At 72.9% G+C, this 24,184-nt stretch carries 23 protein-coding genes and 2 pseudogenes; 16 read left to right on the forward strand and 9 right to left on the reverse strand.

What is annotated here, in order from left to right:
* Window positions 1–261: 261 nt before the first annotated feature.
* From ABZZ79_RS33555 to ABZZ79_RS33590, 8 genes are all read left to right on the forward strand, one after another.
* On the forward strand, window positions 262–1,119 hold the full coding sequence (locus ABZZ79_RS33555) for an amino acid ABC transporter permease (protein ID WP_356695330.1): 858 nt from the start codon (window positions 262–264) through the stop codon (window positions 1,117–1,119).
* Window positions 1,116–2,870, forward strand: coding sequence for an FAD/NAD(P)-binding protein (locus ABZZ79_RS33560; protein WP_356695332.1), 1,755 nt, complete (start codon window positions 1,116–1,118; stop codon window positions 2,868–2,870). Before ABZZ79_RS33555 ends, ABZZ79_RS33560 begins: the two co-directional genes overlap by 4 nt.
* Window positions 2,871–2,911: 41 nt before the next feature.
* Complete coding sequence (locus tag ABZZ79_RS33565) at window positions 2,912–3,673, forward strand: amino acid ABC transporter ATP-binding protein (RefSeq protein ID WP_356695334.1); 762 nt, start codon at window positions 2,912–2,914, stop codon at window positions 3,671–3,673.
* Between the two features lie 81 nt (window positions 3,674–3,754).
* A complete protein-coding gene (locus tag ABZZ79_RS33570) occupies window positions 3,755–4,540 on the forward strand; it encodes an FMNH2-dependent monooxygenase (protein WP_356695336.1) in 786 nt (261 codons plus the stop codon).
* On the forward strand, window positions 4,537–5,319 hold the full coding sequence (locus tag ABZZ79_RS33575) for a DUF1684 domain-containing protein (RefSeq protein ID WP_356695338.1): 783 nt from the start codon (window positions 4,537–4,539) through the stop codon (window positions 5,317–5,319). Before ABZZ79_RS33570 ends, ABZZ79_RS33575 begins: the two co-directional genes overlap by 4 nt.
* 260 nt (window positions 5,320–5,579) lie before the next feature.
* Complete coding sequence (locus tag ABZZ79_RS33580; protein ID WP_356695340.1) at window positions 5,580–6,422, forward strand: S1 family peptidase; 843 nt, start codon at window positions 5,580–5,582, stop codon at window positions 6,420–6,422.
* A 228-nt stretch (window positions 6,423–6,650) separates the two neighbouring features.
* A complete protein-coding gene (locus ABZZ79_RS33585; RefSeq protein WP_356695342.1) occupies window positions 6,651–7,553 on the forward strand; it encodes a S1 family peptidase in 903 nt (300 codons plus the stop codon).
* A gap of 130 nt (window positions 7,554–7,683) precedes the next feature.
* Window positions 7,684–8,361 carry a hypothetical protein gene (locus ABZZ79_RS33590; RefSeq protein ID WP_356695344.1) on the forward strand — a complete coding sequence of 226 codons (678 nt, stop codon included), beginning with the start codon at window positions 7,684–7,686 and terminating at the stop codon, window positions 8,359–8,361.
* Between the two features lie 2 nt (window positions 8,362–8,363).
* Here the strand turns inward: ABZZ79_RS33590 and ABZZ79_RS33595 are convergent, their stop codons facing one another.
* Window positions 8,364–9,239, reverse strand: a complete 876-nt coding sequence (locus ABZZ79_RS33595; protein WP_356695346.1) for an alpha/beta hydrolase — start codon at window positions 9,237–9,239, stop codon at window positions 8,364–8,366.
* A 436-nt stretch (window positions 9,240–9,675) separates the two neighbouring features.
* On the opposite strand from ABZZ79_RS33595, the gene ABZZ79_RS33600 reads away from it, so the two are divergent.
* Entirely contained in the window at window positions 9,676–10,758 is a 1,083-nt protein-coding gene (locus ABZZ79_RS33600; protein WP_356695348.1) for a S1 family peptidase, read from the forward strand.
* 120 nt (window positions 10,759–10,878) lie between these two features.
* On the opposite strand, the pseudogene ABZZ79_RS33605 reads toward ABZZ79_RS33600, so the two are convergent.
* Window positions 10,879–11,144 (reverse strand): annotated as a pseudogene (locus tag ABZZ79_RS33605) (DUF3533 domain-containing protein); the annotation flags it as partial.
* Window positions 11,145–11,299: 155 nt separating this feature from the next.
* Here ABZZ79_RS33605 and ABZZ79_RS33610 point away from each other — a divergent pair.
* The gene (locus ABZZ79_RS33610; protein WP_356695350.1) at window positions 11,300–14,809 is read left to right on the forward strand and encodes a DNA polymerase III subunit alpha; all 3,510 of its coding nucleotides are present in this window, start codon (window positions 11,300–11,302) and stop codon (window positions 14,807–14,809) included.
* Complete coding sequence (locus ABZZ79_RS33615; protein WP_356695352.1) at window positions 14,806–15,795, forward strand: hypothetical protein; 990 nt, start codon at window positions 14,806–14,808, stop codon at window positions 15,793–15,795. The genes ABZZ79_RS33610 and ABZZ79_RS33615 overlap by 4 nt, the downstream gene beginning before the upstream one ends.
* 240 nt (window positions 15,796–16,035) lie before the next feature.
* On the opposite strand, the gene ABZZ79_RS33620 is transcribed toward ABZZ79_RS33615, so the two are convergent.
* On the reverse strand, window positions 16,036–16,410 hold the full coding sequence (locus ABZZ79_RS33620; RefSeq protein WP_356695354.1) for a cupin domain-containing protein: 375 nt from the start codon (window positions 16,408–16,410) through the stop codon (window positions 16,036–16,038).
* Between the two features lie 85 nt (window positions 16,411–16,495).
* Here ABZZ79_RS33620 and ABZZ79_RS33625 point away from each other — a divergent pair, with 85 nt between their 5' ends.
* Both ABZZ79_RS33625 and ABZZ79_RS33630 read left to right on the forward strand, forming a co-directional pair.
* A complete protein-coding gene (locus ABZZ79_RS33625) occupies window positions 16,496–16,942 on the forward strand; it encodes a MarR family transcriptional regulator (RefSeq protein ID WP_356695356.1) in 447 nt (148 codons plus the stop codon).
* A 289-nt stretch (window positions 16,943–17,231) separates the two neighbouring features.
* The gene (locus ABZZ79_RS33630; protein WP_356695358.1) at window positions 17,232–18,101 is read left to right on the forward strand and encodes an alpha/beta fold hydrolase; all 870 of its coding nucleotides are present in this window, start codon (window positions 17,232–17,234) and stop codon (window positions 18,099–18,101) included.
* A gap of 119 nt (window positions 18,102–18,220) precedes the next feature.
* Here ABZZ79_RS33630 and ABZZ79_RS33635 read toward each other — a convergent pair.
* Window positions 18,221–18,421, reverse strand: a pseudogene (locus tag ABZZ79_RS33635) (lytic polysaccharide monooxygenase); the annotation flags it as partial.
* A gap of 144 nt (window positions 18,422–18,565) precedes the next feature.
* Here ABZZ79_RS33635 and ABZZ79_RS33640 point away from each other — a divergent pair.
* Window positions 18,566–19,015 carry a GNAT family N-acetyltransferase gene (locus ABZZ79_RS33640; protein ID WP_356695360.1) on the forward strand — a complete coding sequence of 150 codons (450 nt, stop codon included), beginning with the start codon at window positions 18,566–18,568 and terminating at the stop codon, window positions 19,013–19,015.
* A gap of 45 nt (window positions 19,016–19,060) precedes the next feature.
* Here ABZZ79_RS33640 and ABZZ79_RS33645 read toward each other — a convergent pair whose 3' ends face one another.
* Window positions 19,061–19,198, reverse strand: a complete 138-nt coding sequence (locus tag ABZZ79_RS33645) for a hypothetical protein (RefSeq protein ID WP_356695362.1) — start codon at window positions 19,196–19,198, stop codon at window positions 19,061–19,063.
* A 139-nt stretch (window positions 19,199–19,337) separates the two neighbouring features.
* On the opposite strand from ABZZ79_RS33645, the gene ABZZ79_RS33650 reads away from it, so the two are divergent.
* Window positions 19,338–19,952, forward strand: a complete 615-nt coding sequence (locus tag ABZZ79_RS33650; protein ID WP_356695364.1) for a class I SAM-dependent methyltransferase — start codon at window positions 19,338–19,340, stop codon at window positions 19,950–19,952.
* 4 nt (window positions 19,953–19,956) lie between these two features.
* On the opposite strand, the gene ABZZ79_RS33655 is transcribed toward ABZZ79_RS33650, so the two are convergent.
* On the reverse strand, window positions 19,957–20,460 hold the full coding sequence (locus tag ABZZ79_RS33655; RefSeq protein ID WP_356695366.1) for a DUF402 domain-containing protein: 504 nt from the start codon (window positions 20,458–20,460) through the stop codon (window positions 19,957–19,959).
* Window positions 20,441–21,370: a GNAT family N-acetyltransferase gene (locus tag ABZZ79_RS33660; RefSeq protein ID WP_356695368.1), complete on the reverse strand. Its 930-nt coding sequence runs from the start codon at window positions 21,368–21,370 to the stop codon at window positions 20,441–20,443. Before ABZZ79_RS33660 ends, ABZZ79_RS33655 begins: the two co-directional genes overlap by 20 nt.
* Before the next feature lie 72 nt (window positions 21,371–21,442).
* On the opposite strand from ABZZ79_RS33660, the gene ABZZ79_RS33665 reads away from it, so the two are divergent.
* Window positions 21,443–21,814: a GntR family transcriptional regulator gene (locus ABZZ79_RS33665; protein ID WP_356695370.1), complete on the forward strand. Its 372-nt coding sequence runs from the start codon at window positions 21,443–21,445 to the stop codon at window positions 21,812–21,814.
* Between the two features lie 158 nt (window positions 21,815–21,972).
* Here ABZZ79_RS33665 and ABZZ79_RS33670 read toward each other — a convergent pair whose 3' ends face one another.
* Both ABZZ79_RS33670 and ABZZ79_RS33675 read right to left on the reverse strand, forming a co-directional pair.
* Complete coding sequence (locus ABZZ79_RS33670; protein WP_356695372.1) at window positions 21,973–22,725, reverse strand: DUF72 domain-containing protein; 753 nt, start codon at window positions 22,723–22,725, stop codon at window positions 21,973–21,975.
* A 31-nt stretch (window positions 22,726–22,756) separates the two neighbouring features.
* Complete coding sequence (locus tag ABZZ79_RS33675) at window positions 22,757–23,869, reverse strand: DUF5925 domain-containing protein (RefSeq protein WP_356695374.1); 1,113 nt, start codon at window positions 23,867–23,869, stop codon at window positions 22,757–22,759.
* Window positions 23,870–24,184: the final 315 nt, after the last annotated feature.

Consider the following 24,184-nt stretch of genomic DNA (forward strand, 5'->3'; position numbering starts at 1 on the left):
AGGAACAGGACCACACTCGACCGAAGTCGATGTGGGAGCGCGTGACCAGCCACTGCTGTGGATGCATGGGCCAAGTGGAACAGGTCGCCGATGATGCGTCAACCACGGTGAGACGTACCGCTCACAGTCTGGACAGCCTTGACAGTGAGGGGAAATGGCCCCGTAGTCTCGACGGACGGTCCTGCTGAGGGGCTCGGCCGTGTCGCGCCGTACGGCGCCGCCGTGTGAAGGCATCCATCCATCGCGCCATGGAGCCTTCCCATGTCTTCCGACACCCTCGCCAAAGCCCCCGCGGCGGCGGAGCGACCCGAGGACGCCGACGCGCCGCGCATCGTGCCGCAACGCCGGTTCGGACAGTGGACCGCCGCCGTCGTCGTCCTCGTCCTGCTCGGCCTCGCCGTCAACTCCGTCCTGCGCAACGACGCGTTCCAGTGGGACGTCGTCGCCGAGTACTTCACCTCCGCCTCGGTCCTGCGCGGACTGTGGCTCACGCTCTGGCTGACCGCGGTCGTCATGGTGCTGGGCTTCGCGCTCGGCACCCTGCTCGCCGCGTTCCGGCTGTCCGCCAACCCCGTGCTCAGAGCGGTGAGCTGGGGCTACGTATGGCTGTTCCGGTCGATCCCGATCCTGGTGCAGCTGCTGCTGTGGTTCAACATCGGGGCGCTGTACCCGCAGATCCTCGGGGTGAGGACCGTCGACCTGCTCGGCCCGGTCACCGTCGCGGTCATCGGGCTGACCCTGCACGAGGCCGCGTACGCCGCCGAGGTGGTGCGCGGCGGCATCCTCTCCGTGGACCGCGGGCAGATCGAGGCGGCCCAGTCGCTCGGCCTGAGCAGATGGCGGCGCCGGCGGCGGATCGTGCTGCCGCAGGCCATGCGCTCCATCGTGCCGCCGGCCGGGAACATGCTGATCGGCACCCTCAAGGGCACCTCCATCGTCAGCGTCATCGCCGTCAGCGACCTGCTGTTCTCGGTGCAGCTGGTCTATCACCGCACCTACCAGGTCATCCCGCTGCTGATGGTCGCCACCGTCTGGTACACGGTGGTCACCTCGGTGCTGGGCGTCGGCCAGTACTACGTCGAGAAGCACTACGCCCGCGGCACGGGGACCTACCGATGAGGTCCTCCCTGGTGATCGTGGGGGCCGGTCCGCGGGGGACCGGTCTGCTGGAGCGGATCGCCGCCAACGCGCCACAGCTGTACGCCGGTTCGGGGCTCGACATCCATCTCGTCGACCCGCACCCGCCGGGCGCCGGGCGCATCTGGCGCGAGGCGCAGTCGCCGCTGCTGTGGATGAACTCGCACGCCGAGGACATCACCATGTTCACCGACGACACCGTGAGCATGGCCGGCCCGGTGCGCGAGGGACCCACCCTGCACGAGTGGGCGGGGATCGACGGCCGCACCTTCTCCGGCCGGCAGCTCCAGGGCGCCTATCTGCGCTGGGTCTACGAGCGGTCCGTGGCCGAACTGCCCCCGCAGGTGCGGGTGCACCACCATCCCCGGCGCGCCCTGCGGGTCAGCGGCTCGCGCGAGGGCCGCCAGCAGGTGTGGCTGGAGGACCGCCCACGCCCCCTCCTGGCCGATCTGGTCGTCCTCGCGCTGGGCCATCTGGACGCCGAACTCGACGACGAACAGCGTGAGCTGAGCGCGTACGCCGAGCGCCACGGGCTCGTCCACCTGCCGCCCGACTTCACCGCGGACAGCGACCTGTCCGCGCTCCCCGCCGGTGAACCCGTCCTCGTACGCGGCTTCGGGCTCGCCTTCGTCGACCTGATGGTGCTGCTCACCGAGGGACGCGGCGGACGGTACGAGGGCGACACCTACGTGCCCTCGGGACGGGAGCCCGTGCTGTACGCCGGATCGCGCCGCGGAGTGCCGTACCACTCCAAGATCGGCTACGACTGGACCGGCGAACGGCCCCCGCTGCCCCGCTTCCTGGGCCCGGCGCAGATCGACGAACTGCTCGCCGCACCGCAGGGCTTCGACTTCCGCCGGGACGTGTGGCCGCTGGTGGAGAAGGAGCTGGGCTTCGCGCACTACCACCGGCTGTTCACCACGCACCCCGAGCGCACCAGGCTGCCCTGGCCCGACTTCGAGGCGGCGTACGCGGCGGCGGACCCGGCCGAGCGGGCGGCGCTGGCGGCGTCCGCGGTGCCCGACCCCGCCGACCGGCTGGACCTCGCGGCCCTGGACCGCCCGCTGGACGGTCTGCGATACGCCTCGGCGCAGGATCTCCAGCAGGGGCTGCGCGACTACATCGAGCAGGACCTGGCGCGGCGTCACGACCCGCGGCACAGCCCGGACCAGTCCGTCTTCCTGGGCCTGCTGTCGGTCTACGGACAGCTCGTGCGGCTCGGTGACATCGGCGGCTGGTGGCACGGCTTCTTCAGCTACCTCGCCTCCGGCCCGCCCGGCCCCCGGCTGCGGCAGATGCTCGCCCTGTCGCGGGCCGGGGTGCTGAGGTTCGTCGGCGCCGACATGGCGGTGGCCGCCGAGGACGGCGTGTTCCGGGCGTCCAGTCCCACGGTGCCGGGTGTGCGGACCGAGGCCCGGGCGCTGGTCGAGGCGCGGTTGCCGCAGCCGACCGTGGAACGGGCGCGGGATCCGCTGCTGCGGGAGCTGTACGCCGACGGGGCGGCCGCCACCCCGGACGGGCTGCTGGCCGTCGACCCCGCCGACGGGCGGGTGCTGGACCGCGGCGGGCGCCCGCATCCACGGCGGTTCGCGCTCGGGCCGCACACCGACGCCCGCGGCTCGGGCGCCTTCACCCGGCCGCGCACCGGAGGCCCGGCGTTCCGGCAGAACGACGCCACCGCGCGGTCCGTGCTGGCCTTCCTCGCGGACCTGGCCGGCCGGGCCGCCGCGTAGGCCGACCCGACCTCTCACCACTGGTTCTCAAGGGGCATGCGATGACCGTCATGGTCGACATCAGATCCGTCCACAAGAGCTTCGGCTCCCTGGAGGTGCTCAAGGGCATCGACCTGGAGGTCCGGGCAGGGGAGGTCGCGGTGATCCTCGGCCCCTCCGGCTCCGGCAAGTCCACGCTGCTGCGCACGATCAACCACCTGGAGAAGGTGGACCGGGGCGCGGTCAGTGTCGACGGGACCCTGATCGGCTACCGCCGCTCGGGCGACCGGCTGCACGAGCTGCCCGAGCGCGAGGTGCTCCGGCAGCGCACCCGGATCGGCTTCGTCTTCCAGAACTTCCGGCTGTTCCCGCACCTGACGGTGCTGGAGAACGTTGTCGAGGCGCCGGTGTCCGCGCTGGGACGGCCGCGCAAGGACGCCGTCGGGGCCGCTCGCGCCCTGCTGGCGAAAGTGGGGGTCGACGACAAGGCCGACGCCTACCCGAGGCAGTTGTCCGGCGGCCAGCAGCAGCGGGTCGCCATCGCCCGCGCGCTGGCGCTGGAGCCCCGGCTGCTGCTGTTCGACGAGCCGACCTCCGCGCTCGACCCCGAACTGGTCGGTGAGGTCCTCGACGTCATCAAGGACCTGGCCCGCCGGGGCACGACCATGATCGTCGTCACCCATGAGATCGGCTTCGCCCGCGAGGTCGCCGACACGGTGGTCTTCATGGACGCCGGGCGGATCGTCGAGCGGGGCGCCCCCGGAGAGGTTCTGGACCGGCCGCGCCACGAGCGCACCAAGGCGTTCCTGTCCAAGGTGCTCTGACCTTCCGGCGCCGTGCACCGGCGGTGCTCGACCTCCGGGCGCCGTGCACCGAGGGCGCCGCCTGACGAAAGGGTTCATCGAATGACCTCCCCCTACGGACGAGGGATGCTCCACCTGGCCGCCGCGCTGGACACCGGCTCGGAGTCCTGTACCGAGGCGGTGCTGCTCGCCGAGGGCGGCGGGCTGGACTTCGTGACGCTCGCCGGACCCGACACGCCGTCCGCGCTGTCGCGTGCGGCCGCGCTCACCGCCCGGATCGGGCTGGTGGCCGACGCCGTCACGGGGGCGGCGTACGGCCGCGCGGGCCGGCTCGCCGAAGAGGCCGGGGAACCGGACGCCCACCGCCCTACGGCGGACGCGACCGTGCTGGTCGTCGACGTGGGGTCCGGGCGGGGGGACTTAGAGTTCGCCGCCCGGCACGCCGACGTGGCGCTGGTACGGGCCGCCGGGTCGGCGCAGGCACGCGCGGTGCGCGCAGAACTGCGCCGGGAGGCCGCCGAGTCCGGGCGCGACCCCGACGCCCTGCGCGTACTGGCGAGCCTGCGGATCGACCTGGGCGGCGGCGAGCACGCGGCCGAGCCCGGCCACGGCGGGGGCGGGCCCCGGCACACCGCACAGGGCCCCCTGTACCGCGGCGGCCCCGTCGACCTCGCGGAACTGATCGCGCTCTGGCACGCCGAGGGCGCCGCCGACGGATTCCACGTCACGCCGGTCGAACCGCCGCGCGACCTGGAACGGTTCGTCAACGCCACGGTCGCCCTGCTCCAGCACCGCGGACTGTTCCGCACCTTCTATCCCGGCGGCACGCTCCGCGAGCACCTGGGCCTGCCGCACCTCGTGAACACCATGGAAAGGTCGAGCACATGACGACAGACGCAGCCGACGACTGGAAGCAGTGGCACGAAACCCGCCTGGAGGCGGTGGCGGCGCCCTACGGCCCGCTCTCGCTCACCGGCACCCACTGGCTGGAGGACTATCCGGAGGGTCGACTTCCGGACATTCCCGGGGCCTGGCGGACCGACGGGGACGGTGTGGTGCTGACCGCCGCCGCCCCGGACGGGCTGACCCTGGACGGGGAACCCCTCACCGGTGAGGTGCGCCTCACGGCCGACACCGGCTCGACGGCCGCGTCCCGGGTGGCGCTCGGCGACCGCCGGCTGGTCGTGCTGGTGCGCGAAGGGGTGTGGGGGATACGGGACTTCGACCCCGCGTCCGAGGCGCGGCGGGCCTTCAAGGGCATCGAGGCCACGCCGTACGACCCGCGCTGGGCGGTGCCGGGGCGCTTCACGCCGTACGACACGGACCGGACCGTACGGGTGGCGAACGCGGACGGGCGCGAGCGCGGGCTCGGGCTCGGTGGTGAGCTGTCCTTCGCCCTGGACGGGGCGGAGTTCACACTCCAGGTGAGTGTGGAGGGCGACGGCTCGCTGTGGGCGGTGTTCGCCGACGCCACCAGCGGGGTGAGCAGCCATCGCTTCCGGTTCCTGCGGCCCGCCGCCCCGGACGCCGAGGGCCGTACGACGGTCGACCTCAACCGCGCGCTGCTGCCGCCGTGCGCCTTCGCCGACCACTTCATCTGCCCCTTCCCGCCGCCGGGCAACACCCTGGACACGGCGGTCGCGGCGGGGGAGCGGAACGTGCGCTGAGACGTTCCCCCGGCCGCGCGGCGCGTCCTCCCGAGGGTGCTCGGCGGTACTGCCGAAGCGCGCCGGCGGCCCTGCCGCCGGCGCGCCTCGCGTGTGCGTGGCGGCGAGCGTCGCCCCGGCGTGTGCCGCTGACGCTCTCTTGCGCGCCAGCCGATCGGAATGCATGCTCCCCTGCGGTGCATGTCAGGAACACGCCACCCCCACATGCGTCTCACGGGCCCCGACCCCGCCGGGCCTTCCGCTCCCAAGAGGAGGATTCAGTGAGAAGTCAGCGCATCCGACTGCTCGCCGTCGCCGCAGGTCTCGTCGCCGCCACCCTGGCCGGACTGCCCAGTGCGGGAGCGTCCGCCCCCGCCCGCGACGCGGCCGAACTCGCCCGGATCGGCGACGCCGTGGCGTCCGCCGCGCCGGGCGGCACCGCCTGGTACACCGACCGGACGTCCGGGCAGGTCGTCCTGACCGCGGACAGCACGGTCTCCGCGGCCGAGATCGCCCGCATCGAGAAGGCCGCCGGGGCCGACGCCGTCGAGGTCAGGCGCACCCCGGGCGTGTTCCGCCCGCTGCTGTCCGCCGGAGACGCCATCTACGGCGGCGGCTACCGCTGTTCGCTCGGCTTCAACGTGGTCAAGGGCGGTACGTACTACTTCCTCACCGCCGGCCACTGCGGCAAGTCGGTCAAGACCTGGTACACCGACTCGGCCCACCGCACGCTGGTCGGCCCCACGGTCGGCGCCGACTTCCCCGGCAACGACTACGCCCTGGTCCGCTACGACAACACCGCCCTGAGCCACCCCGGCGGCTACAGCGCCGCCACCGCGTACGTGGGCGAGAACGTCAAGCGCACCGGCTCCACCACCGGCACCCACAGCGGGACCGTGACCGCCCTCAACGTCTCCGTGCGCTACCAGGGCGGTGGCACGGTGCACGGCATGATCCAGACCACGGTGTGCGCCGAGCCCGGTGACTCCGGCGGCCCGCTCTACGACGGCACCAAGGCACTCGGTCTGACCTCCGGTGGCAGCGGCGACTGCCGGAGCGGCGGAACGACCTTCTACCAGCCGGTGCCGGAGGCGCTGAGCGCGTACGGCGTCAGCGTCTACTGACCGTCCGGTCGGGTCCATGTGCCTGATGGACGCGCGTGGATTGTCGGACAATTGAAAGCCGCACGGCCGAAAGGCGCCCTTGCGCCGATCGGCCGTGCGGCCGAATACTCCAGCACAGCGCTTGTCAGGGACACGGCACTTCCGGGACCCGGAAGCCTGTCCCCGACTGCGCCTCACGGGCCCCGACCCCACGCGGGCCCCCGACTTCCTTTGTGGAGGAACGAAAACGTGAGGATCAAGCGCACCACTCCCCGCAGCGGCGTTTCGCGACGGACCCGGCTGACCGCCGTCACCGCCGGACTCGTGGCCGCTGCCGCGATCGCGATCCCCAACGCGAACGCGTCCGGCGCCACCACCTTCAGCGCGAGCGAGCTCAAGGGCGTCTCCGACGCGGTGCTCAAGGCCGATGTCCCGGGCACCGCCTGGGCCGTCGACGCCAAGACCAACCGTGTCGTGCTGACGGCCGACAGCACGGTCTCCCAGGCCGAGCTGGCGAAGATCAAGAAGCAGGCCGGCGCCGACGCCGGCGCGATCACCGTCAAGCGCACCCCGGGCAAGTTCAACAAGCTCATCAAGGGTGGCGACGCCATCTACGCGACCAGCTGGCGCTGTTCGCTGGGCTTCAACGTCCGCAGCGGCACCACCTACTACTTCCTGACCGCGGGCCACTGCACCGACGGCGCCGGCACCTGGTACTCCAACTCCGCTCGTACCACGGTCCTCGGCCCCACCGCCGGTTCGAGCTTCCCGACCAACGACTACGGGCTCGTGCGGTACACCAACACGACCATCACCAAGTCCGGGACCGCGGGCAGCGTGGACATCACCAGTGCCGCCACCCCGAGCGTGGGCACCAGTGTGATCCGTACCGGCTCCACCACCGGTACGCACACCGGAACCGTCACCGCGCTCAACGCGACCGTCAACTACGGCGGGGGCGACATCGTCTACGGCATGATCCAGACCACGGTCTGTGCCGAGCCCGGCGACTCCGGCGGCCCGCTCTACGGCAGCAACGGCGTGGCCTACGGTCTGACCTCCGGCGGCAGTGGCAACTGCTCCTCCGGCGGCACGACCTTCTTCCAGCCGGTCACCGAGGCCCTGAGCGCGTACGGCGTCAGCGTCTTCTGATCCCGTACCGCCCGGTTCACGGCTCAACGGACCCCCGCACGGCAACTGCCGTGCGGGGGACCGCTGTTGTCAGCGGCGGCGGGCGGGGAGATGATCAGCCGGGCAGGTGTTTCCCGGGGAGGGGCGGCGAGTGGACTTCGACGACCGGCAGCGGCGGGTGCGGCGCAGCCCCCTGCTGTTCGTGGCTCCGCTCGTCCTGCTGATCGCCCTGACGCTGATCCTGCTGTGGGAGATCGTCCGCTCCAACGTGACCGGCGACCCGGCCCGCGACTGGCCCTGGCGGCTGCGGCTGATGGACATGAACCCGCTGGGCAGCCTGCTGGCGGTGGCGCTCGCCGCCGTGTTCGGGCGGGCGCAGTACGGACGGACCGTACGGCCCGCACTCGGCTGGACCTCGTCCTGGACGGTCGGGGACCTCGGACCCGAGGAACCGGGCTGGCGCGTGGACATACTCAACGGCGGCTCGCAGCAGGCGGTGGTGGAGCGGGTGGACTACTGCTTCGTGCCGCGCGGCGGGCGGCCCACCGAGTGGACCGACCACGCCGGGCTGCTCCAGGCGCTCGCCGGCCAGGGCCTCACCGCGGGCAAGGACTACTACCTGCGGCTGACCGGCGCGGGGTTCCCCCTGAGCGGCGGCGGGATGCGGGCGGGGACGTACGGCGAGCGCTTCGTCGACGAGATCGACCAGCTGCGGATGCGGCTGCGGGTCGGCGACGGCGTGGGCGACAGCCATGAGCGGGTGATGGACCTGATGCGGGGCGCCCGCAACGAGCGGCCCGGCGCGCGTTCCCCGGCGGCCGGGCCGTGAGGTCATGACGCCGGCTCCGGGCACAGCCAGTCCAGTACAGCGGGCAGGGCCCGGATCGCCCCGAAGTGCCCCGCGTCCGGATCCAGGACGGGGCGGGCCCGGGGAATGCGGTCGGCCAGCCATTCGAAGTGGCCCACCGGGGAGAAGGTGTCCCGCGCGCCGTGCCACAGCAGGACCGGCCGGGGGACGGAGGCCGGGTCGAAGCCCCAGGTGCTCAGGAGCGCGAGGTTGTCGTCGAGCCAGCCGTACGCCGAGGTGCGCAGGGCCTCGCGGTAGGTGCGCAGCAGCATGTCGGTGACCGCCGGGTCGGCCACGATCCGCCGGTCGGAGTCGGTGAGTCCGTCGCGCAGGGACACCAGGAGCTGCGCCGGGTCGCTGCGGATGTCCGCGGCACGGGCGGCGAGCCGCTCGGCGAAGGCGAGCGGGTCGGTGAGCGCCCGGGTGTACTCCTCGGAGTTGGACCGTGCCATGCCGGCGAACCAGTTCAGCTCCGGCGCGTCCGGCGGCGCCAGGGACACCAGCGCCGCCGCCCGCCGCACCCGGGACGGCAGCAGCGCGGCACAGGCCAAGGCGTGCGGGGCGCCGCCCGAGCGGCCGAGGACGGCGAACCGGCCGAGCCCGAGGTGGTCGGCCAGTTCCGCCACGTCCCTCGCGGCGTCGGCCACCCGGCGTCCGGGTCTGCGGTCCGAACCCCCGTAGCCGGGGCGGTCGTAGGCGATGAACCGCACCCCGGGGCGAGTGGCGACGACGTCCCGCGGCACCACTCCGAAGCGGCAGCCCGGGGTGCCGTGCAGCAGCACGACGGGGCTGCCGTCGGGGTCTCCGTACTCCTCGACCGTGAGCCATCGGCCGTCCCGCAGCCGTATGCCGTCGACCATCCGTGTCCTCCGTCTCCGCTTCGCGTACATCCCGGATCCGCCTTCGCAGTACACACCTTGGGCGCGTCCGGCGCGGGCCCCGGGGCCGGACCGGCCGAGGAGCCGACGGCGGCCTGGACTCCGGCGGAAGGGCGGCGGCAACTGCCCCCGGCCGCCCGGGAGTCGAAATCAGGCCAGGTCTGGACCTCACGGTCCGGCACTGGTTACTCGCGCGTAGTGTTTGCAGTGCGAATGTTCTGTGAACGCCCGGTGGGGCGGTCGTGGAAGCGCTGGGGGTGCAAGGCACTCGGGGCGCAAGGCCGTTGCCGTAGGCGCGTCCTGAAGTCGACCTTGTGTGTTCCCTGTGAGGTTCGGAAGAGTAGGCGCCCGTCAACCGGCCTTCCGGTCCGTGAGGTCCCCACAACCTCCGGACCGACCCCCCACAGGAGGACATGAGTTGAAGCACCGACGCATACCCAGGCGGCGGGCCGCCGCGGCAGGTGCGGGTATCGCCGCACTGGTGGTCGCGGGTGTCACCTTCCAGAGTGCGAACGCCAGCGAGACCCCGGACACCGCCCAGCCGAAGACCCTCTCGGCGCCCGCGGCCGGAAAGCTCGCCACGCTGCTCGGCCAGGACCTCGGCGCCGACGCGGCAGGCACGTACTACGACGCCCAGGCGAGGAACCTGGTCGTCAACGTCCTCGACGAGGCTGCCGCGCGGGCAGTCGAGGAGGCCGGCGCCAAGGCGCGGATCGTCGAGAACTCCCTCGCCGAACTGAAGAGCGCGCGCACCACGCTCCGGCAGGACGCGAACATCCCGGGCACCGCCTGGGTGACCGACCCGACGGCCAACAAGGTCGTCGTCACCGCCGACCGCACCGTCTCCGACGCCGAGTGGGCACAGCTCACCGAGGTCGTGAAGGGGCTCGGGCGGTCGGCCGAACTCCAGCGCACCGAGGGAGAGTTCAAGGCCTTCGTCGCGGGCGGTGACGCCATCACCGACGGCAGCGGCCGCTGTTCGCTCGGCTTCAACGTGGTCAAGGGGGGTGAGCCGTTCTTCCTGACCGCCGGGCACTGCACCGAGTCCATCACCACCTGGTCGGACTCCTCCGGCAGCCAGATCGGCACCAACGAGACGTCCAGCTTCCCGGACAACGACTACGGCCTGGTCAAGTACACCGCCGAGGTCGACCACCCGAGCGAGGTGAACCTCTACGACGGCTCCGCGCAGGCGATCACCGGTGCCGCGGAGGCCACCGTCGGCATGGAGGTCACCCGCAGCGGTTCGACCACCCAGGTCCACTCGGGCAAGGTCACCGGCCTGGACGCCACCGTCAACTACGGCAACGGCGACATCGTCAACGGCCTCATCCAGACCGACGTGTGCGCCGAGCCGGGTGACAGCGGAGGCTCGCTGTTCTCGGGCGACAAGGCGGTCGGGCTGACCTCGGGAGGCAGCGGCGACTGCACCTCCGGCGGGGAGACCTTCTTCCAGCCGGTGACCGAGGCGCTGTCGGCGACGGGCACCCAGATCGGCTGACCGCCCCTTCCGTGGCGGTCGACGGCCTCACCCCGGGACCTCGGTCCCCGGGGTGGGGCCGTTCGCGCGCCGCCGCAGCACCGCCGCCGGCATCGTGATCACGATCCCGGCCGGCGCTCAGACGCCCAGGACCGGCAGCGAGCCGGTCATGTCGTCGCTGTCGAAGTAGGCGATCGAGCGGGCCGTCCAGGTGCCCGCCCCCGGGGGCGGGAAGGGGCCGATCGCCTTCCAGGACGGCGGCAGCATCGGCAGCGGGAAGGCGCCGCCCGCGCCCGGGTTGCCCGCGATCACCACGAGCAGGATCGCCAGGCCGATGCCGACGACACCGAAGATCCCCTGGGGGCGAGCGTGGCGGCGCCGACGGCGAAGGCGATCGGTGCGCCGAGGGCTCCGTGTCATGTCCCCACGGTCCGGGGCGGCGGACGTTTGCGCAGGTGGGAGGCACCCGAACGGTTGTCGTACATGTGTTCGGGTTTTGGTCTATGGTGGGGGTGAGCAGGTTGGGAACGGATGTTCGATTGCGCGATGGCGGGAGGTGCGGATGCCGGGCTTCACGCATCTGCACACCGTCTCCGGGTTCTCCCTGCGCTACGGCGCCTCGCACCCGGAGCGGCTGGCCGAGCGCGCCTCGGAGCGGGGCATGGACGCCCTCGCCCTCACCGACCGCGACACCGTCGCCGGCGCGGTCCGCTTCGCCAAGGCCTGCGCCGGGGCGGGCGTCCGCCCGCTGTTCGGGGCGAACCTGGCGGTGGCGCCGCCCGAGCCGGTCCGCGCCGACGGCTCCGCACGGCGGACGGGGGTCCCCGCCGGCCGGGCGGAGCAGACCTCCTCGGAGAGACGGCGCACCCCCGTGCGCGGCGGTGCCTTCGTCGACGAGTCGGCCCCGCGCGTCACCTTCCTCGCCCGGGACGGCGCCCGCGGCTGGGCCGACCTGTGCCGGCTCGTCACCGCGGCCCACGAGGGCGGGGGCACACCGGTGCTGCCCTGGTCCGGCAACCACGCCGACGGCCTGACCGTGCTGCTCGGCCCCGACTCCGACGTGGGCCGAGCCCTCGCCGCCGGCCGGCCGGACCGCGCGGCCGCGCTGCTCGCCCCCTGGCGCGAGGCGTACGGCGAAGCCCTGCGACTGGAGGCCGTCTGGCACGGCCGTGACGGCACCGGCACCGGCTCGCTGCGACTGGCCGCCCGCACCGTGGGCTTCGCCGCCGAGCAGCGGATCCGGCCCGTGCTCAGCAACGCCGTACGGTACGCCGACCCCGGGCAGGGCCCGGTCGCCGACGTGCTGGACGCCGCCCGCCGCCTGGTCCCCGTCGACCCGGCCAAGGAACTGGACTCCGGCGAGGCCTGGCTGAAGGACGCCGGTGCCATGCTGGGCGCGGCCGAGCGGATCGTGCGGGCCGCGGGCTTCCGTCAGGACACCGCGCACCGTCTGCTGGAGCAGACCCGGGCCGTGGCCGCCGAGTGTCTGGTCGACCCCGAGGACCACCTGGGCATGGGCAGCGTCCACTTCCCCGAGCCGCACCTGGTCGGCGCGGGCCGCCGCACCGCCCAGCGGGCGCTCGCCTCCCGCGCGGTGGCGGGCATGGTGCGGCGGGGCTACGCCGGTCACCGCGCCTACTGGGAGCGGATGCATCAGGAGCTGGACATCATCGCCCACCACGGCTTCGCCTCCTACTTCCTGACGGTCGCCCAAGTGGTGGACGACGTACGGGAGATGGGCATCCGGGTGGCCGCGCGCGGCTCCGGCGCGGGCTCCCTGGTCAACCACCTCCTCGGCATCGCGCACGCCGACCCGGTCGAGCACGGGCTGCTCATGGAGCGCTTCCTGTCCAAGGAGCGGATCGTGCTGCCCGACATCGACATCGACGTGGAGTCCGCGCGCCGGCTGGAGGTCTACCGGGCGATCATCGGCCGGTTCGGCGCCGAGCGGGTCGCCACCGTCGCGATGCCGGAGACCTACCGGGTGCGGCACGCGATCCGGGACGTCGGCGCGGCCCTGTCCATGGACCCCGCCGACATCGACCGGATCGCCAAGTCCTTCCCGCACATCCGCGCCCGCGACGCCCGCGCGGCCCTGGAGGAGCTGCCCGAACTCCGGCAGCTGGCGGGGGAGTTCCGCCGGGGGGGCGCGCGGTACGGCAGGCTGTGGGACCTGGTCGAATCCCTCGACGCCCTGCCGCGCGGGGTCGCCATGCACCCGTGCGGGGTGCTCCTGTCCGACGCCTCCCTGCTCACCCGTACGCCGGTGATGCCGACCAGCGGCGAGGGGTTCCCCATGGCGCAGTTCGACAAGGACGACGTGGAGGACCTCGGGCTGCTCAAGCTGGACGTGCTGGGCGTGCGGATGCAGTCGGCGATGGCGCACGCGGTCGCCGAGGTGGCACGGACCACGGGCGAGCGGATCGACCTGGACGCGGTGTCGCCGGGCGACCCGGCGACGTACCGGCTCATCCGTTCCACCGAGACCCTGGGCTGCTTCCAGATCGAGTCGCCGGGTCAGCGGGACCTGGTGGGACGGTTGCAGCCGGCCACCTTCCACGACCTCGTGGTCGACATCTCCCTCTTCCGGCCCGGCCCGGTCGCCGCCGACATGGTGCGGCCGTTCATCGAGGCGCGGCACGGGCGGGCACCGGTGCGCTGTCCGCACCCGGACCTGGAGGAGGCGCTGCGCGACACCTACGGGGTCGTGGTCTTCCACGAGCAGATCATCGACATCGTGGCGATCATGACCGGCTGCGGACGCGGTGAGGCCGACCGGGTGCGGCGCGGACTGTCCGACCCGGAGTCGCAGGGGCGGATCAAGGTGTGGTTCGCCCAGCACGCGGCGGCCCGCGGCTATGACGCAGAAACGATTCAGCGGACCTGGGAGATCGTCGAGGCCTTCGGCTCCTACGGCTTCTGCAAGGCCCACGCGGTCGCCTTCGCCGTGCCGACCTACCAGTCGGCCTGGCTGAAGGCGCACCACCCGGCCGCCTTCTACGCGGGGCTGCTCACGCACGACCCCGGGATGTACCCGAAGCGGCTGCTGCTGGCGGACGCCCGGCGGCGGGGTGTGCCGGTGCTGCCGCTGGACGTGAACGCGTCCGGAGTCGCCCACCGTATCGAACTGGTGTCTGAACCGGAGGGTCCGGAGGTCTGGGGGCTGCGGCTCGCGCTCTCCGACGTGCACGGCATCAGCGAGGCCGAGGCGGCACGGATCGCCGACGGACAGCCGTACGCCTCCCTGCTGGACTTCTGGGAACGGGCGCGGCCGAGCCGTCCGGTGGCCGGACGGCTCGCCCAGGTCGGCGCGCTGGACGCCTTCGGCGCCAACCGGCGCGATCTGCAACTGCACCTGACCGAGCTGCACCGGGGCGCCCGGAGCAAGGGCGCGGGCGGCGGCCAGCTCCCCCTGGAGGGAGGCCGCAGGACCGCGCCCGCCGGGCTGCCCGACCTCTCCGACGCGGAGAGGCTCAGCGCGGAGCTGGGCGTGCTCTCCATGGACGCCTCGCGCCATCTCATGGACGACCACCGCGCCTTCCTCGACGAACTGGGCGTGGTCCCGGCACGCCGGCTGCGCGAGGCCCGGCACGGGGAGACCGTGCTGGTCGCGGGCGCCAAGGCGGCCACCCAGACACCGCCGATCCGGTCCGGCAAGCGGGTCATCTTCAGCACCCTGGACGACGGCACCGGCCTGGTCGACCTCGCCTTCTTCGACGACTCCCACGACGCCTGCGCGCACACCGTCTTCCACTCCTGGCTGCTGTTGGTGCGCGGAGTGGTGCAGCGGCGCGGCCCGCGCAGCCTCAGCGTGGTGGGCGCCGCCGCCTGGAACCTCGCCGAACTGGCCGAACTGCGCGCCCAGGGCGGGCTCGACGAGGTCGCGGCCCGGCTGGCGGAGCCCGCGCCCGCCGGGCCGGCCGAGGACCCGACACACGGCCGGCGCATCCAGCTGCCGACCGGATACGAGATGCACCCGTGGGCCGATCTGCGCCCGGCGGGCCAGGAGGCCTCACAAGGGCCCTCCACCGCAAGGAAGTTGTGGCACCAGAGTCCGGGGAGTGCGGGATGACCATCCTCTGCGTACGTTTCCAGCTGCCGCCGATGTACGAGGCGGCCCTGCCCGGCCTGCTCGCACTGCTGGAGGAGTTCACACCGGTCGTCGAGGCCCTGCCGCCGGACGGGGCACTGATCGACCTGGGCGGCGCCGAACGCTACTTCGGGCGCGGCGCGGTGGAACTGGCCTCGGTGATCCGGGTACGGGCGCTCGCGCTGCACGGCGTCGACTGCGCGATCGGCGCCGGGCCGGGCCCGATGCTGGCCCGGATGGCGCTGCGCGAGGCCCGGCCCGGGGTGACCCGTACGGTGTCCGAGGACGCCGTACGGGAGTTCCTCGCCGAACAGCCCGTCGTCGCGCTGCCCGGTGTGGGCCAGTCGACCGCCCGCGTCCTGGGCGAGTACGGCCTCGACACCCTCGGCCGGGTCGCCGCCGCGCCCCTGTCCACGCTCCAGCGGCTGGTCGGCGCGCGCACCGGCCGCGAGCTGCGCGAGAAGGCCGGCGGTGTCGACCGGGGCCGGGTCGTCCCCAACGCCGTGTCCGGCTCCTTCGCCGTCGAACGCCCCTTCCCCCTCGACGAACTGGACCCCGGCCGGCACCGCCGCGCCCTGCTCTCGGCCGCCGGGGAACTGGGCGCCCGGCTGCGCGCGGTGGACAAGGTCTGCCGCACCCTGACCCTGACCGTGCGCTATGCCGACCGCTCTGCCACCACCCGCGGCCGCACCCTGAAGGAGCCGACCGCGCACTCGGCGGCCCTGACGAGGACGGTGTACGGCATGTACGAGGCGCTCGGCCTCCAGCGGGCCCGGGTGCGGGCGTTCGGGCTGCGCGCGGAGGGACTCGTCTCCGCGGAACATGCCTCCTACCAGCTCACCTTCGACCCCGTCGACGAGAAGGCGCGCCGGATCGAGGAGGTCGCGGACCGGGCGCGGGCGAGGTTCGGGCCGCGGGCGGTGATGCCGGGAGCGCTCTGCGGGGGCGTGGGGGGAGTTGCCGCGTGAGGCCGGGTTGTGGGTGCGGCGTCTGTTGTGGCCGGTCGCGCAGTTCCCCGCGCCCCTTGGGGGCGGGTGCTGCTGCCGGTTTGTGGGTGCGGCTTGGTTGTGGTTGGTTGCGCGGTTCCTCGCGCCCCTTGGGGGGTGGGGTGCTCTGTCGGTTTGTGGGTGCGGCCTCGTTGCGGCTGGTCGCGTAGTTCCCCGCGCCCCTTGGGGGTGGGTGCTGCTGTCAACCCCTGTTCGTATACGTCAGTTGGCCCAGGGTGGCGTGATGCGGGTGCCGTCGGCCAGTTGTGCCTCCAGGCCGACGGAGGTGGTGACCCAGGAGATCGCGGTGTGGTCGGTGGGGTTCTCGACGGCGAGGGTCGCGCCGGGGTTGACGATCAGCGTGTCGCCGGCAGTGATGCGCTCGGTGCGGCCGTCGAGGGTGATCAGCAGCTCGCCGACGAGCAGATGGAAGATCTCCTCGCGGCTGACGGTGTGAGCGGGGGCTCTGGTCCCCGCCGGGATCTCTCCGCGCCAGGCGCACAGTTCCTTGCTGCCGGTGCGCGGGGAGGCGTACGAGACGAAGCGGGCGCCGTGGATCTCGTGGGTGACGGCGTCGGACGAACGGATGACGGGCAAGGCGGTTCCTCCCGGATTCGGTCAAGCTACTTGACTATATGGTCAAGTAGCTTGACCGATTCGTCAAGGGTGTTTCAATGCGGGGGTGCAGAACTCCGACGCCATGGCCCTGTCCGCCGCCCTGCTCGCCGTAGCCGGTGACCTCACGCAACGCATCCACGACGGAGTCGTGGCCCGGGGCTTCGAGGGGCTGCGGCCCGCGCACGGGTTCGCCTTCGCCCGGCTCGCTCCCGGCGGGGCGACGGTCACCGAACTCGCCGTGCATCTGGGGGTGACCAAGCAGGCGGCCAGTCAGCTCGTCGACGAGATCGTGCGCAAGGGGTACGCCGTGCGGCGGCCGCACCCCGGGGACGCGCGGGCGCGGCTGATCGTGCTCACCGAGCGGGGCCGGGCCTGCACCCGGGCCGCGGAGGAGGCGGCCGCGGAGGCGGTGCGGGTCTGGGCGGCGGTGCTGGGCGAGGCCGAGTTGGCGGCGCTGCGCGAGCGGCTGGCGCGGATCGCGCCCGCGGGGCCGGTGCGGCCGACCTGGTGAGGGCGAAGGCGCCGTCGGTCGCTTCAGGATCCCCCGGGGGAGTGAAGGACCGTCCGGGCGGCCTCCGTCGGTGGTGGAGGACCGGATTCGAGGGGCCCGTGGGCCGTCGAGTGGCTCGTGTCAGCCGGAGTGCCGGTAGAGGCTGATTGGCGCCGGAAGTTTTTACTGACGCGTAACTTCCCTCTTTGGCTACTCGTTCGTAACTTGACGAGTGAACAGCATCCCGTGATCCGGATCACAGGGCGTTCAGCACGTCGCCAATTCCCTTGAGCCGCAAGGAGATCACCCGATGCTGCCCTGGAAGCGCCTGCTCAGATCCGTCTCCGCGCTGCTGCTCGTCGCCGCGGTCGCCACCGTCCCCGCCGCCACCGCGGCGCACGCGGAGAGCACCGCCACCACCAGCAGTGGCTGGAACGACTACAACTGCAAGCCGTCCGCCGCCCACCCCCGCCCCGTCGTGCTGGTCCACGGCACGCTCGGCAACTCCGTCGACAACTGGCTCGGCCTCGCCCCCTACCTGACCCACCGGGGCTACTGCGTCTTCTCCCTCGACTACGGCCAGCTGCCCGGCGTCCCGCTCTTCTACGGGCTCGGTCCCATCGACAAGTCGGCGGAGCAGCTCAACGCCTTCGTCGACAAGGTGCTCGCGGCGACCGGCGCCGCCGAGGCCGACCTCGTCGGCCACTCGCAGGGCGGCATGATGCCCCGCTACTACCTGAAGTTCCTCGGGGGAGCGGCTGAGGTGAACGCCCTCGTGGGCATCGCCCCCGACAACCACGGCACCACCCTGAGCGGACTGACCAATCTGTTGCCGTACTTCCCCGGCGCGCAGGACCTGCTCACCACCGCCACACCCGGTCTCGCCGACCAGATCGCCGGATCGCCCTTCCTCACCAAGCTCAACCAGGGCGGCGACACCGTGCCCGGCGTGCGCTCCACCGTCATCGCCACCAAGTACGACGAGGTGGTCACGCCGTACAGCAGCGGCTGGCTGCAGGGTTCGAACGTCCGCAACGTGCTGCTCCAGGACCTGTGCCCGCTCGATCTGTCCGAGCACCTGGCGATCGCGCTGTTCGACCGGATCACCTTCCACGAGGTGGCCAACGCGCTCGACCCGGCCCGTGCCACCCCGACCACCTGCGCGTCGGTGTTCAGTTGACGTGCGCCGGGGCCTGACCGGCCTGAGCCGCCGGTCGGGCCCCGGAGGTTGTGAGGTGCCGGGCGGCCGCCCGGCACCTGCCGCCCGGGTCAGTGCCCGCGTCGGCCGGCGTTCGCCCTGCCGCCCGCCGCCACGGCCGCCTTGCAGGCCGCCGACCTCGGGTTCTCCGGGCCCTCCGCGTAGCACTGCGCGACACGGCTGACCGGGTCGCCCATCGAGCCGTGCGCGGCCGCGGGCGCGGCGGCGAGCGCGGTCAGGGCGAGCGGGGCCACACCGAGGGCGGTGACGGTGGCAGTGGCCTTCAGACGGCGTGCGGGCATCGGTGATCTCCTCCGAGTGGGGGCGGCGATCAGAAGCTAGCCCCGGAACACCGGGAAATCGCCTGCGTACGGCCCCTGACGGAGATCCTTATGGCGGCGTTAAGGAAGTGCTCAGGCTGCGCTGAGGTGCGTACCGTTCGGGCCATGACCCACGACGAGATCCGGCCCGCCGAGGCCGCCGACGTCCCGGCCGTGAAGGCCGTCACCGACGCCGCCTACCGGCACTACATCGACCGCATCGGGGTGGTGCCGCAGCCCATGGAGGCGGACCACACGGCGAACGTTGCCGCGGGGCGGGTGTTCGTGACGGGCGAACCCGTCGTCGGTCTCGTCGTCCTGAAGACGTACGAGGACCATCTCTTCCTCGACAGCATCGCCGTCCACCCGGACGCCCATGGACAGGGCGTGGGTGGACGGCTGCTGCGTTTCGTCGAGGCACGCGCGCGTGCGCTGGGTCTGGACGAGATCAGGCTCCACACGAACGCGATGATGTGGGAGAACCAGAAGATCTACCCGAAGTACGGCTACCAGGTCGTGGAGCGACGCGTGGACGGCCCGTACGACCGCATCCACTACCGCAGGAAGCTGGACTGACGGCGTCTCTCACCCACCGCAGGAAGCCGGACCGGCCGGTGTCTCTCACGGGCCCTCCGGCCACCAGGTCCGGGCGATGTCTCTCCTGACCTCCGGGCGCTCGGCAGGCTGTTCCTCGGCCTCCTCGCGGATGCGGCGGGCTTCCGTCCGCTTCAGGGGCTTTCGCACTGTCTCTCGGCGCATGGTGCCTCCTTCAGTGCCTACCGAATTCCCGTGTTGTCACGGAGGTAGACCCTTTCGCCGAGAGTTCCTCATCGCGACGTCTCTGTCAGTGGCGCCCGTCACGCTCCGGACTGTCAGTGCCGGCTGTCACTCTGTGGTCATGAACGACAAAAGTGACCGTTCGATCACGGCAGGTGTCGACTGGGACGCCGAGGCGGCGGCCTTCGACGACGAGCCCGACCACGGCCTGCGCGACCCCGCGGTGCGTCTGGCCTGGGCCGATCGCCTGCGCGACTGGCTCCCACCGGCCCCGGCCGACCTCCTCGACCTCGGCTGCGGCACCGGCAGCCTCTCGCTCCTCGCCGCCGAGCAGGGACACCGGGTGACCGGAGTCGACGGTTCTCAAGCCATGGTCGACCGGGCCCGGACCAAACTTGCAGGGCGTGACGCGGCGTTCCTGGTCGGTGACGCGGCCGCCCCACCGGTCGGTGAGCAGCTCCACGACGTGGTGCTCGTCCGGCACGTGCTGTGGACCCTGCCCCATCCCGGCCGCGCCCTGCGCCGGTGGCGCGCGCTGCTGCGGCCGGGAGGCCGGATGGTCCTGGTCGAGGGCGTGTGGGGCACGCTCGCGCCGGTCGGCATCCCCGCCGGGCAACTCACCGCCCTCCTCGCCCCCGTCGCCGTACGGCTGCGGGTGGAGCGGCTGTCGGACGACGCCGCGCTGTGGGGGAGAGCGGTGAGCGACGAGCGGTACGCGGTGGTGGCGACCGTGTGACGGGTCAGCCGAGCAGCGCCTCCAGGCCGCCCGCCGCCCTGGCCGACGCCTCCAGGGCGTCGAGGGCGGCCACGGCCTCGGACGCCGCCCGGGGGTCCTTCGACGCCAGGCCGCTCGCCTCGAACTCGTCCTCGTCCAGGCGGCGTACGTCCGTGCCGTCGGCGGAGCACCACAGGTCCAGGTCCAGGTCCTCCACGACGAGTTCGGTGCCGGTGAGGGCGGCGGGGCGGGTGATGTCGCAGTACCAGCCCTTGAGTTCGCCCGAGGCGGCCCGGACCTCCTTCACCGCGTACCAGCGGTCGCGCCAGTAGTGCTCGGTGAAGACGTCGCCGGGCTCGAAGCGGACGAAGCCGAAGTCGCGGACCCCCGCCCCGGCCCAGGCGGCGCGGACGGTGATGCGGGTGCCGTCGTCGGACAGCAGCGCCGCCGGGTAACGGATCTTCGTACGGCCCGCCTTGAGCAGGACCACGTCCACCTCACGGGCGGAGTCAGCCGAGTTCGCGGACATGACGCACCTCCGTCGCACACACTTCGTAACCGAACCACTTGTTGATCGCCAGCATCGGGGCGTTGCCGGTGTCGTTGCCCGTGAAGGCCTGCGCGTACCCGGCCGCGCGGGCCCGGTGCAGCGAGTGGTTCTTCACCAGCTTGCCCAGGCCCCTGCCGCGGTGCGCGCGGGCCGTGCCGGTCATACCGCTGCCGTAGTGGCGGGCGCCGTCCGTGCGGGCCGCGGTGAAGGCCGCCGGGCGTCCGTCGACGACCGCGACGACGGTCAGCGCCAGGTCGTTGAGCGGATGCCGCCAGGTCTCCGCCAGCCAGGCCTCGTAGTCGGTCAGCTCGGCGCCCGCGTCGCTGGGCTCGTCCGACGTGGTCTCCGCGTCCAGCGCGAACATCGCGCGCGGATCGTCCGCGAAGTCGGCGCCCGTGCGCAGTTCGACGCCGGGCGGCGGGTCCTGGAGCGGCGGCAGCGTGCCGTTCGCCAGGTCCAGCCGGAGGAAGTGCGCGGACCGGCTCGCCCGGTAGCCGTGCCGCTCGGCGAACGAGCGGTTGCCGGGCCCGTCCAGCACCCAGGACAGCAGCCGGGTCGCGCCGTGGGCCGCGAGGTGCTCCTCCGCCGCGCCCACCAGCAGCGAGCCGGCGCCGCGGCCGGTGCGGTCCGGACGCACATACACGTTGACGAAGCCCTGGCCCGGGTCCGGGCTGTCGTGGATCAGGCCGACCTGCGCGGAGCCGATGATCTCGCCGTCCTCCTCGGCGAGGAGCGGGCGGTAGCGGGCGTCCGGCGAGAAATGGGCCAGGTCGTACGCGAGGGAGTCCGCGGTGATCAGATGGAACGGGAGGGCGGCATGCCGGACGGCGGCGAAGCCCTCCAGATCTGCTCGGGCCTGGGGGCGGATCTCACGAACGATGACGGTCATGGGGCCGCACGTTACGTGTGCGGCGCACCCATGTGCCGCTCATTTTTCCCGCGGGTACGGGACAATCGGCTAGTGACCTTGAAGATCCACATCGATGACAGCGGCGTAGCGCCCTACGAGCAGGTGCGGGCGCGGATCTCCGAGCTGGCGCGGGCCGGGGTGCTGCCGGTGGGATACCGGCTGCCCACGGTCCGGGGGCTCGCCGAGTCGCTGGGGCTCGCGGCGAACACCGTCGCGAAGGCCTACCGGGTCCTGGAGGGCGACGGGGTGATCGAGACCCGGGGGCGCAACGGGACGTTCGTCGCCGCCACGGGCTCCGCCGTCGAGAAGGAACTGGCCTCGGAGGGGCGGGCGTTCGCGGAGCGCGCCCATCGGCTCGGGGCGTCGCAGGAGGAGGCCCTGGCCGCGGTGCGCGAGGCCCTGCGGGCCGTCTACGGGCAGTAGCGGTGCGGGGCCGCCGTCCACGGGCAGTAGCGGGCCGGCCGGGCCGGGGCTGTGCGCCCGGGGGCGGGAGTCTGGCCTGGCGGGTCGGGTGCCGCGGGCCGGAGTCGGGTGCTCGGCCGGGGGCGTGTGCGTCGGAGCCGGCTGCTCGGCCGGGTGGTTCAGGGTGTGCGCGTCGGGGCCAGCCGTGCGCGGCGTGCCGTCGCCGCGAAGGCCCGCGCGTCCTTGACCGCCGCCCCGTTCGGGTCGTTGTTGAAGTACGCGAACACGTCCTCGGCCGGCGACCACGCCCGCGCGATCCTCTCCGCCCACGTCCTCAGCGCCTGTCTGCCGTAGCGCGGCCAGGGCTTCGCGCGGCCCTCGTGGAAGCGGACGTAGCCCCAGTCCGCGGTCCGCCACAGCGGGGCCGCCGGACGCGCGCGGACGTCGGCCCAGCACAGGGCCGCCCGCCGGGCTTCCAGGACGCCCCGGACCTCGGGCGTCCACCACGAGTCGTGCCGAGGCTCGACGGCGACCCGGATGTCCGCCGGGAAGCAGGCCAGGCAGGCGTCCAGCAGGCCCGGGTCGGCGCGCAGGTTCGGCGGGAGCTGGAGCAGCACCGGGCCGAGGCGGTCACCGAGACCGGCCGCGTGGCTCAGCAGCCGGTCGACCGGTTCCTCAGGGGTCTTCAGACGCTTGATGTGGGTGAGATACCGGCTCGCCTTCACCGCGACCACGAAGTCGCCGGGCACCCGGCCGCGCCACGCCTCGAAGTTCTCCCGCGTCGGCAGCCGGTAGAAGGCGTTGTTGATCTCGACCGTCGCGAAGCGGCCCGCGTACTCCTCCAGCCAGAGCCGTACGGGCACCCCGGCCGGATACAGGACACCGCGCCAGTCCCGGTACTGCCACCCCGACGTGCCCACGTACAGGGTCATGACTCCATCAAAGCACTCGGAGTCCGGGCGCTCAGAGATAGAGCCCCGCGTCCGCGCCCGCGCGCGGCTCCGGCAGCGAGGTCGGGGACGTGCCCCGGCGCAGCGCGTACAGCTCGGCCAGGGTGGCCCCCTCGCGGCCGACGCCCTCCTCGGTGCCCAGCCAGCCCACCGCCTCCTCACGGGTCAGCCGGCCGACCTCGATGCGGGCGAGACAGCGGCCGGGCCGTACGACGGCGGGGTGCAGCCGCTCCAGGTCCTCATTGGTGGTGACACCGACCAGGACGTTGCGCCCCTGCCCGAGCAGGCCGTCGGTGAGGTTCAGCAGCCGGGACAGGGCCTGGCCCGCGGTGTGCTTGGCCTCGCCGCGGATCAGTTCGTCGCAGTCCTCCAGGAGCAGCAGCCGCCAGCGGCCCTTGCCCGTGGAGTCGTCCTCGCCGATCGCGATGTCCATCAGATAGCCGACGTCGCCGAACAGCCGCTCCGGGTCCAGGACGCAGTCCACCTGGCACCAGTCCCGCCAGGAGCGGGCCAGGGTGCGCAGCGCGGAGGTCTTGCCGGTGCCCGGCGGACCGTGCAGGAGCAGCAGCCGTCCCGCGATGTCCTGCGGGGTCGTCTTCATCAGCCGGTCCAACGCGTCCGCCACCGGCGCGGTGTAGTTGGGCCGCACCTCCTCCCAGGTGCCCGCCGAGATCTGCCGGGTGGTGCGGTGCGGGCCGCGCCGGGGGGAGACGTACCAGAACCCCATCGTCACGTTCTCCGGCTGGGGTTCGGGCTCGTCCTCCGCGCCGTCCGTGGCCCTGCCCAGCACCTCGGCGGCCAGCTCGGCGCTGGTGGCGGTGACCGTCACATCGGCGCCCCGGTTCCAGCGGGAGACCAGCAGCGTCCACCCGTCGCCCTCGGCGAGGGTCGCGCTGCGGTCCTCGTCGCGGGCCATGCGCAGCACCTTCGCGCCCTGGGGGAGCAGGGTCGCGCCGGACCGCACGCGGTCGATGTTCGCCGCGTGCGCGTACGGCTGCTCGCCCGTCGCGAAACGGCCGAGGAACAGCGCGTCGACGACATCGGACGGAGAGTCGGAGTCGTCGACGGTGAGCCGGATCGGCAGGGCGTCCTGCGGGTGAGCTGACATGCGGCCATGATCCGTCACAAGTGCCGGGTGTGCACCCTGTTTCCCCTCGCGTACCGGAACACCCGCGGGACGGGCGCCGGCTTCGGAACGGGTGGGGAACAACTGCCGCGCCCGCAAGGCGATCCACTCGTGGGCGAGGCGGTCGCCGCGGCGGTACCGCGCGGGTTTCCCGTCCGTCGGCGTACGCGGTACGGCCGGTCGCGATCGTCGTGGACCTACCGCACACCCTCGGCGGCCCGCGTCAACCTGCGTTCCTCGGGCGGTGTCGTCCGGGTGAACTTCGTGGCGTGCGCGCGGAGGTGGCCGGGACAGGTCCCGTGGCCCTGGTCGACG

It is taken from the genome of Streptomyces sp. NPDC006458 (genome assembly GCF_040612135.1).
Lineage (GTDB): Bacteria > Actinomycetota > Actinomycetes > Streptomycetales > Streptomycetaceae > Streptomyces.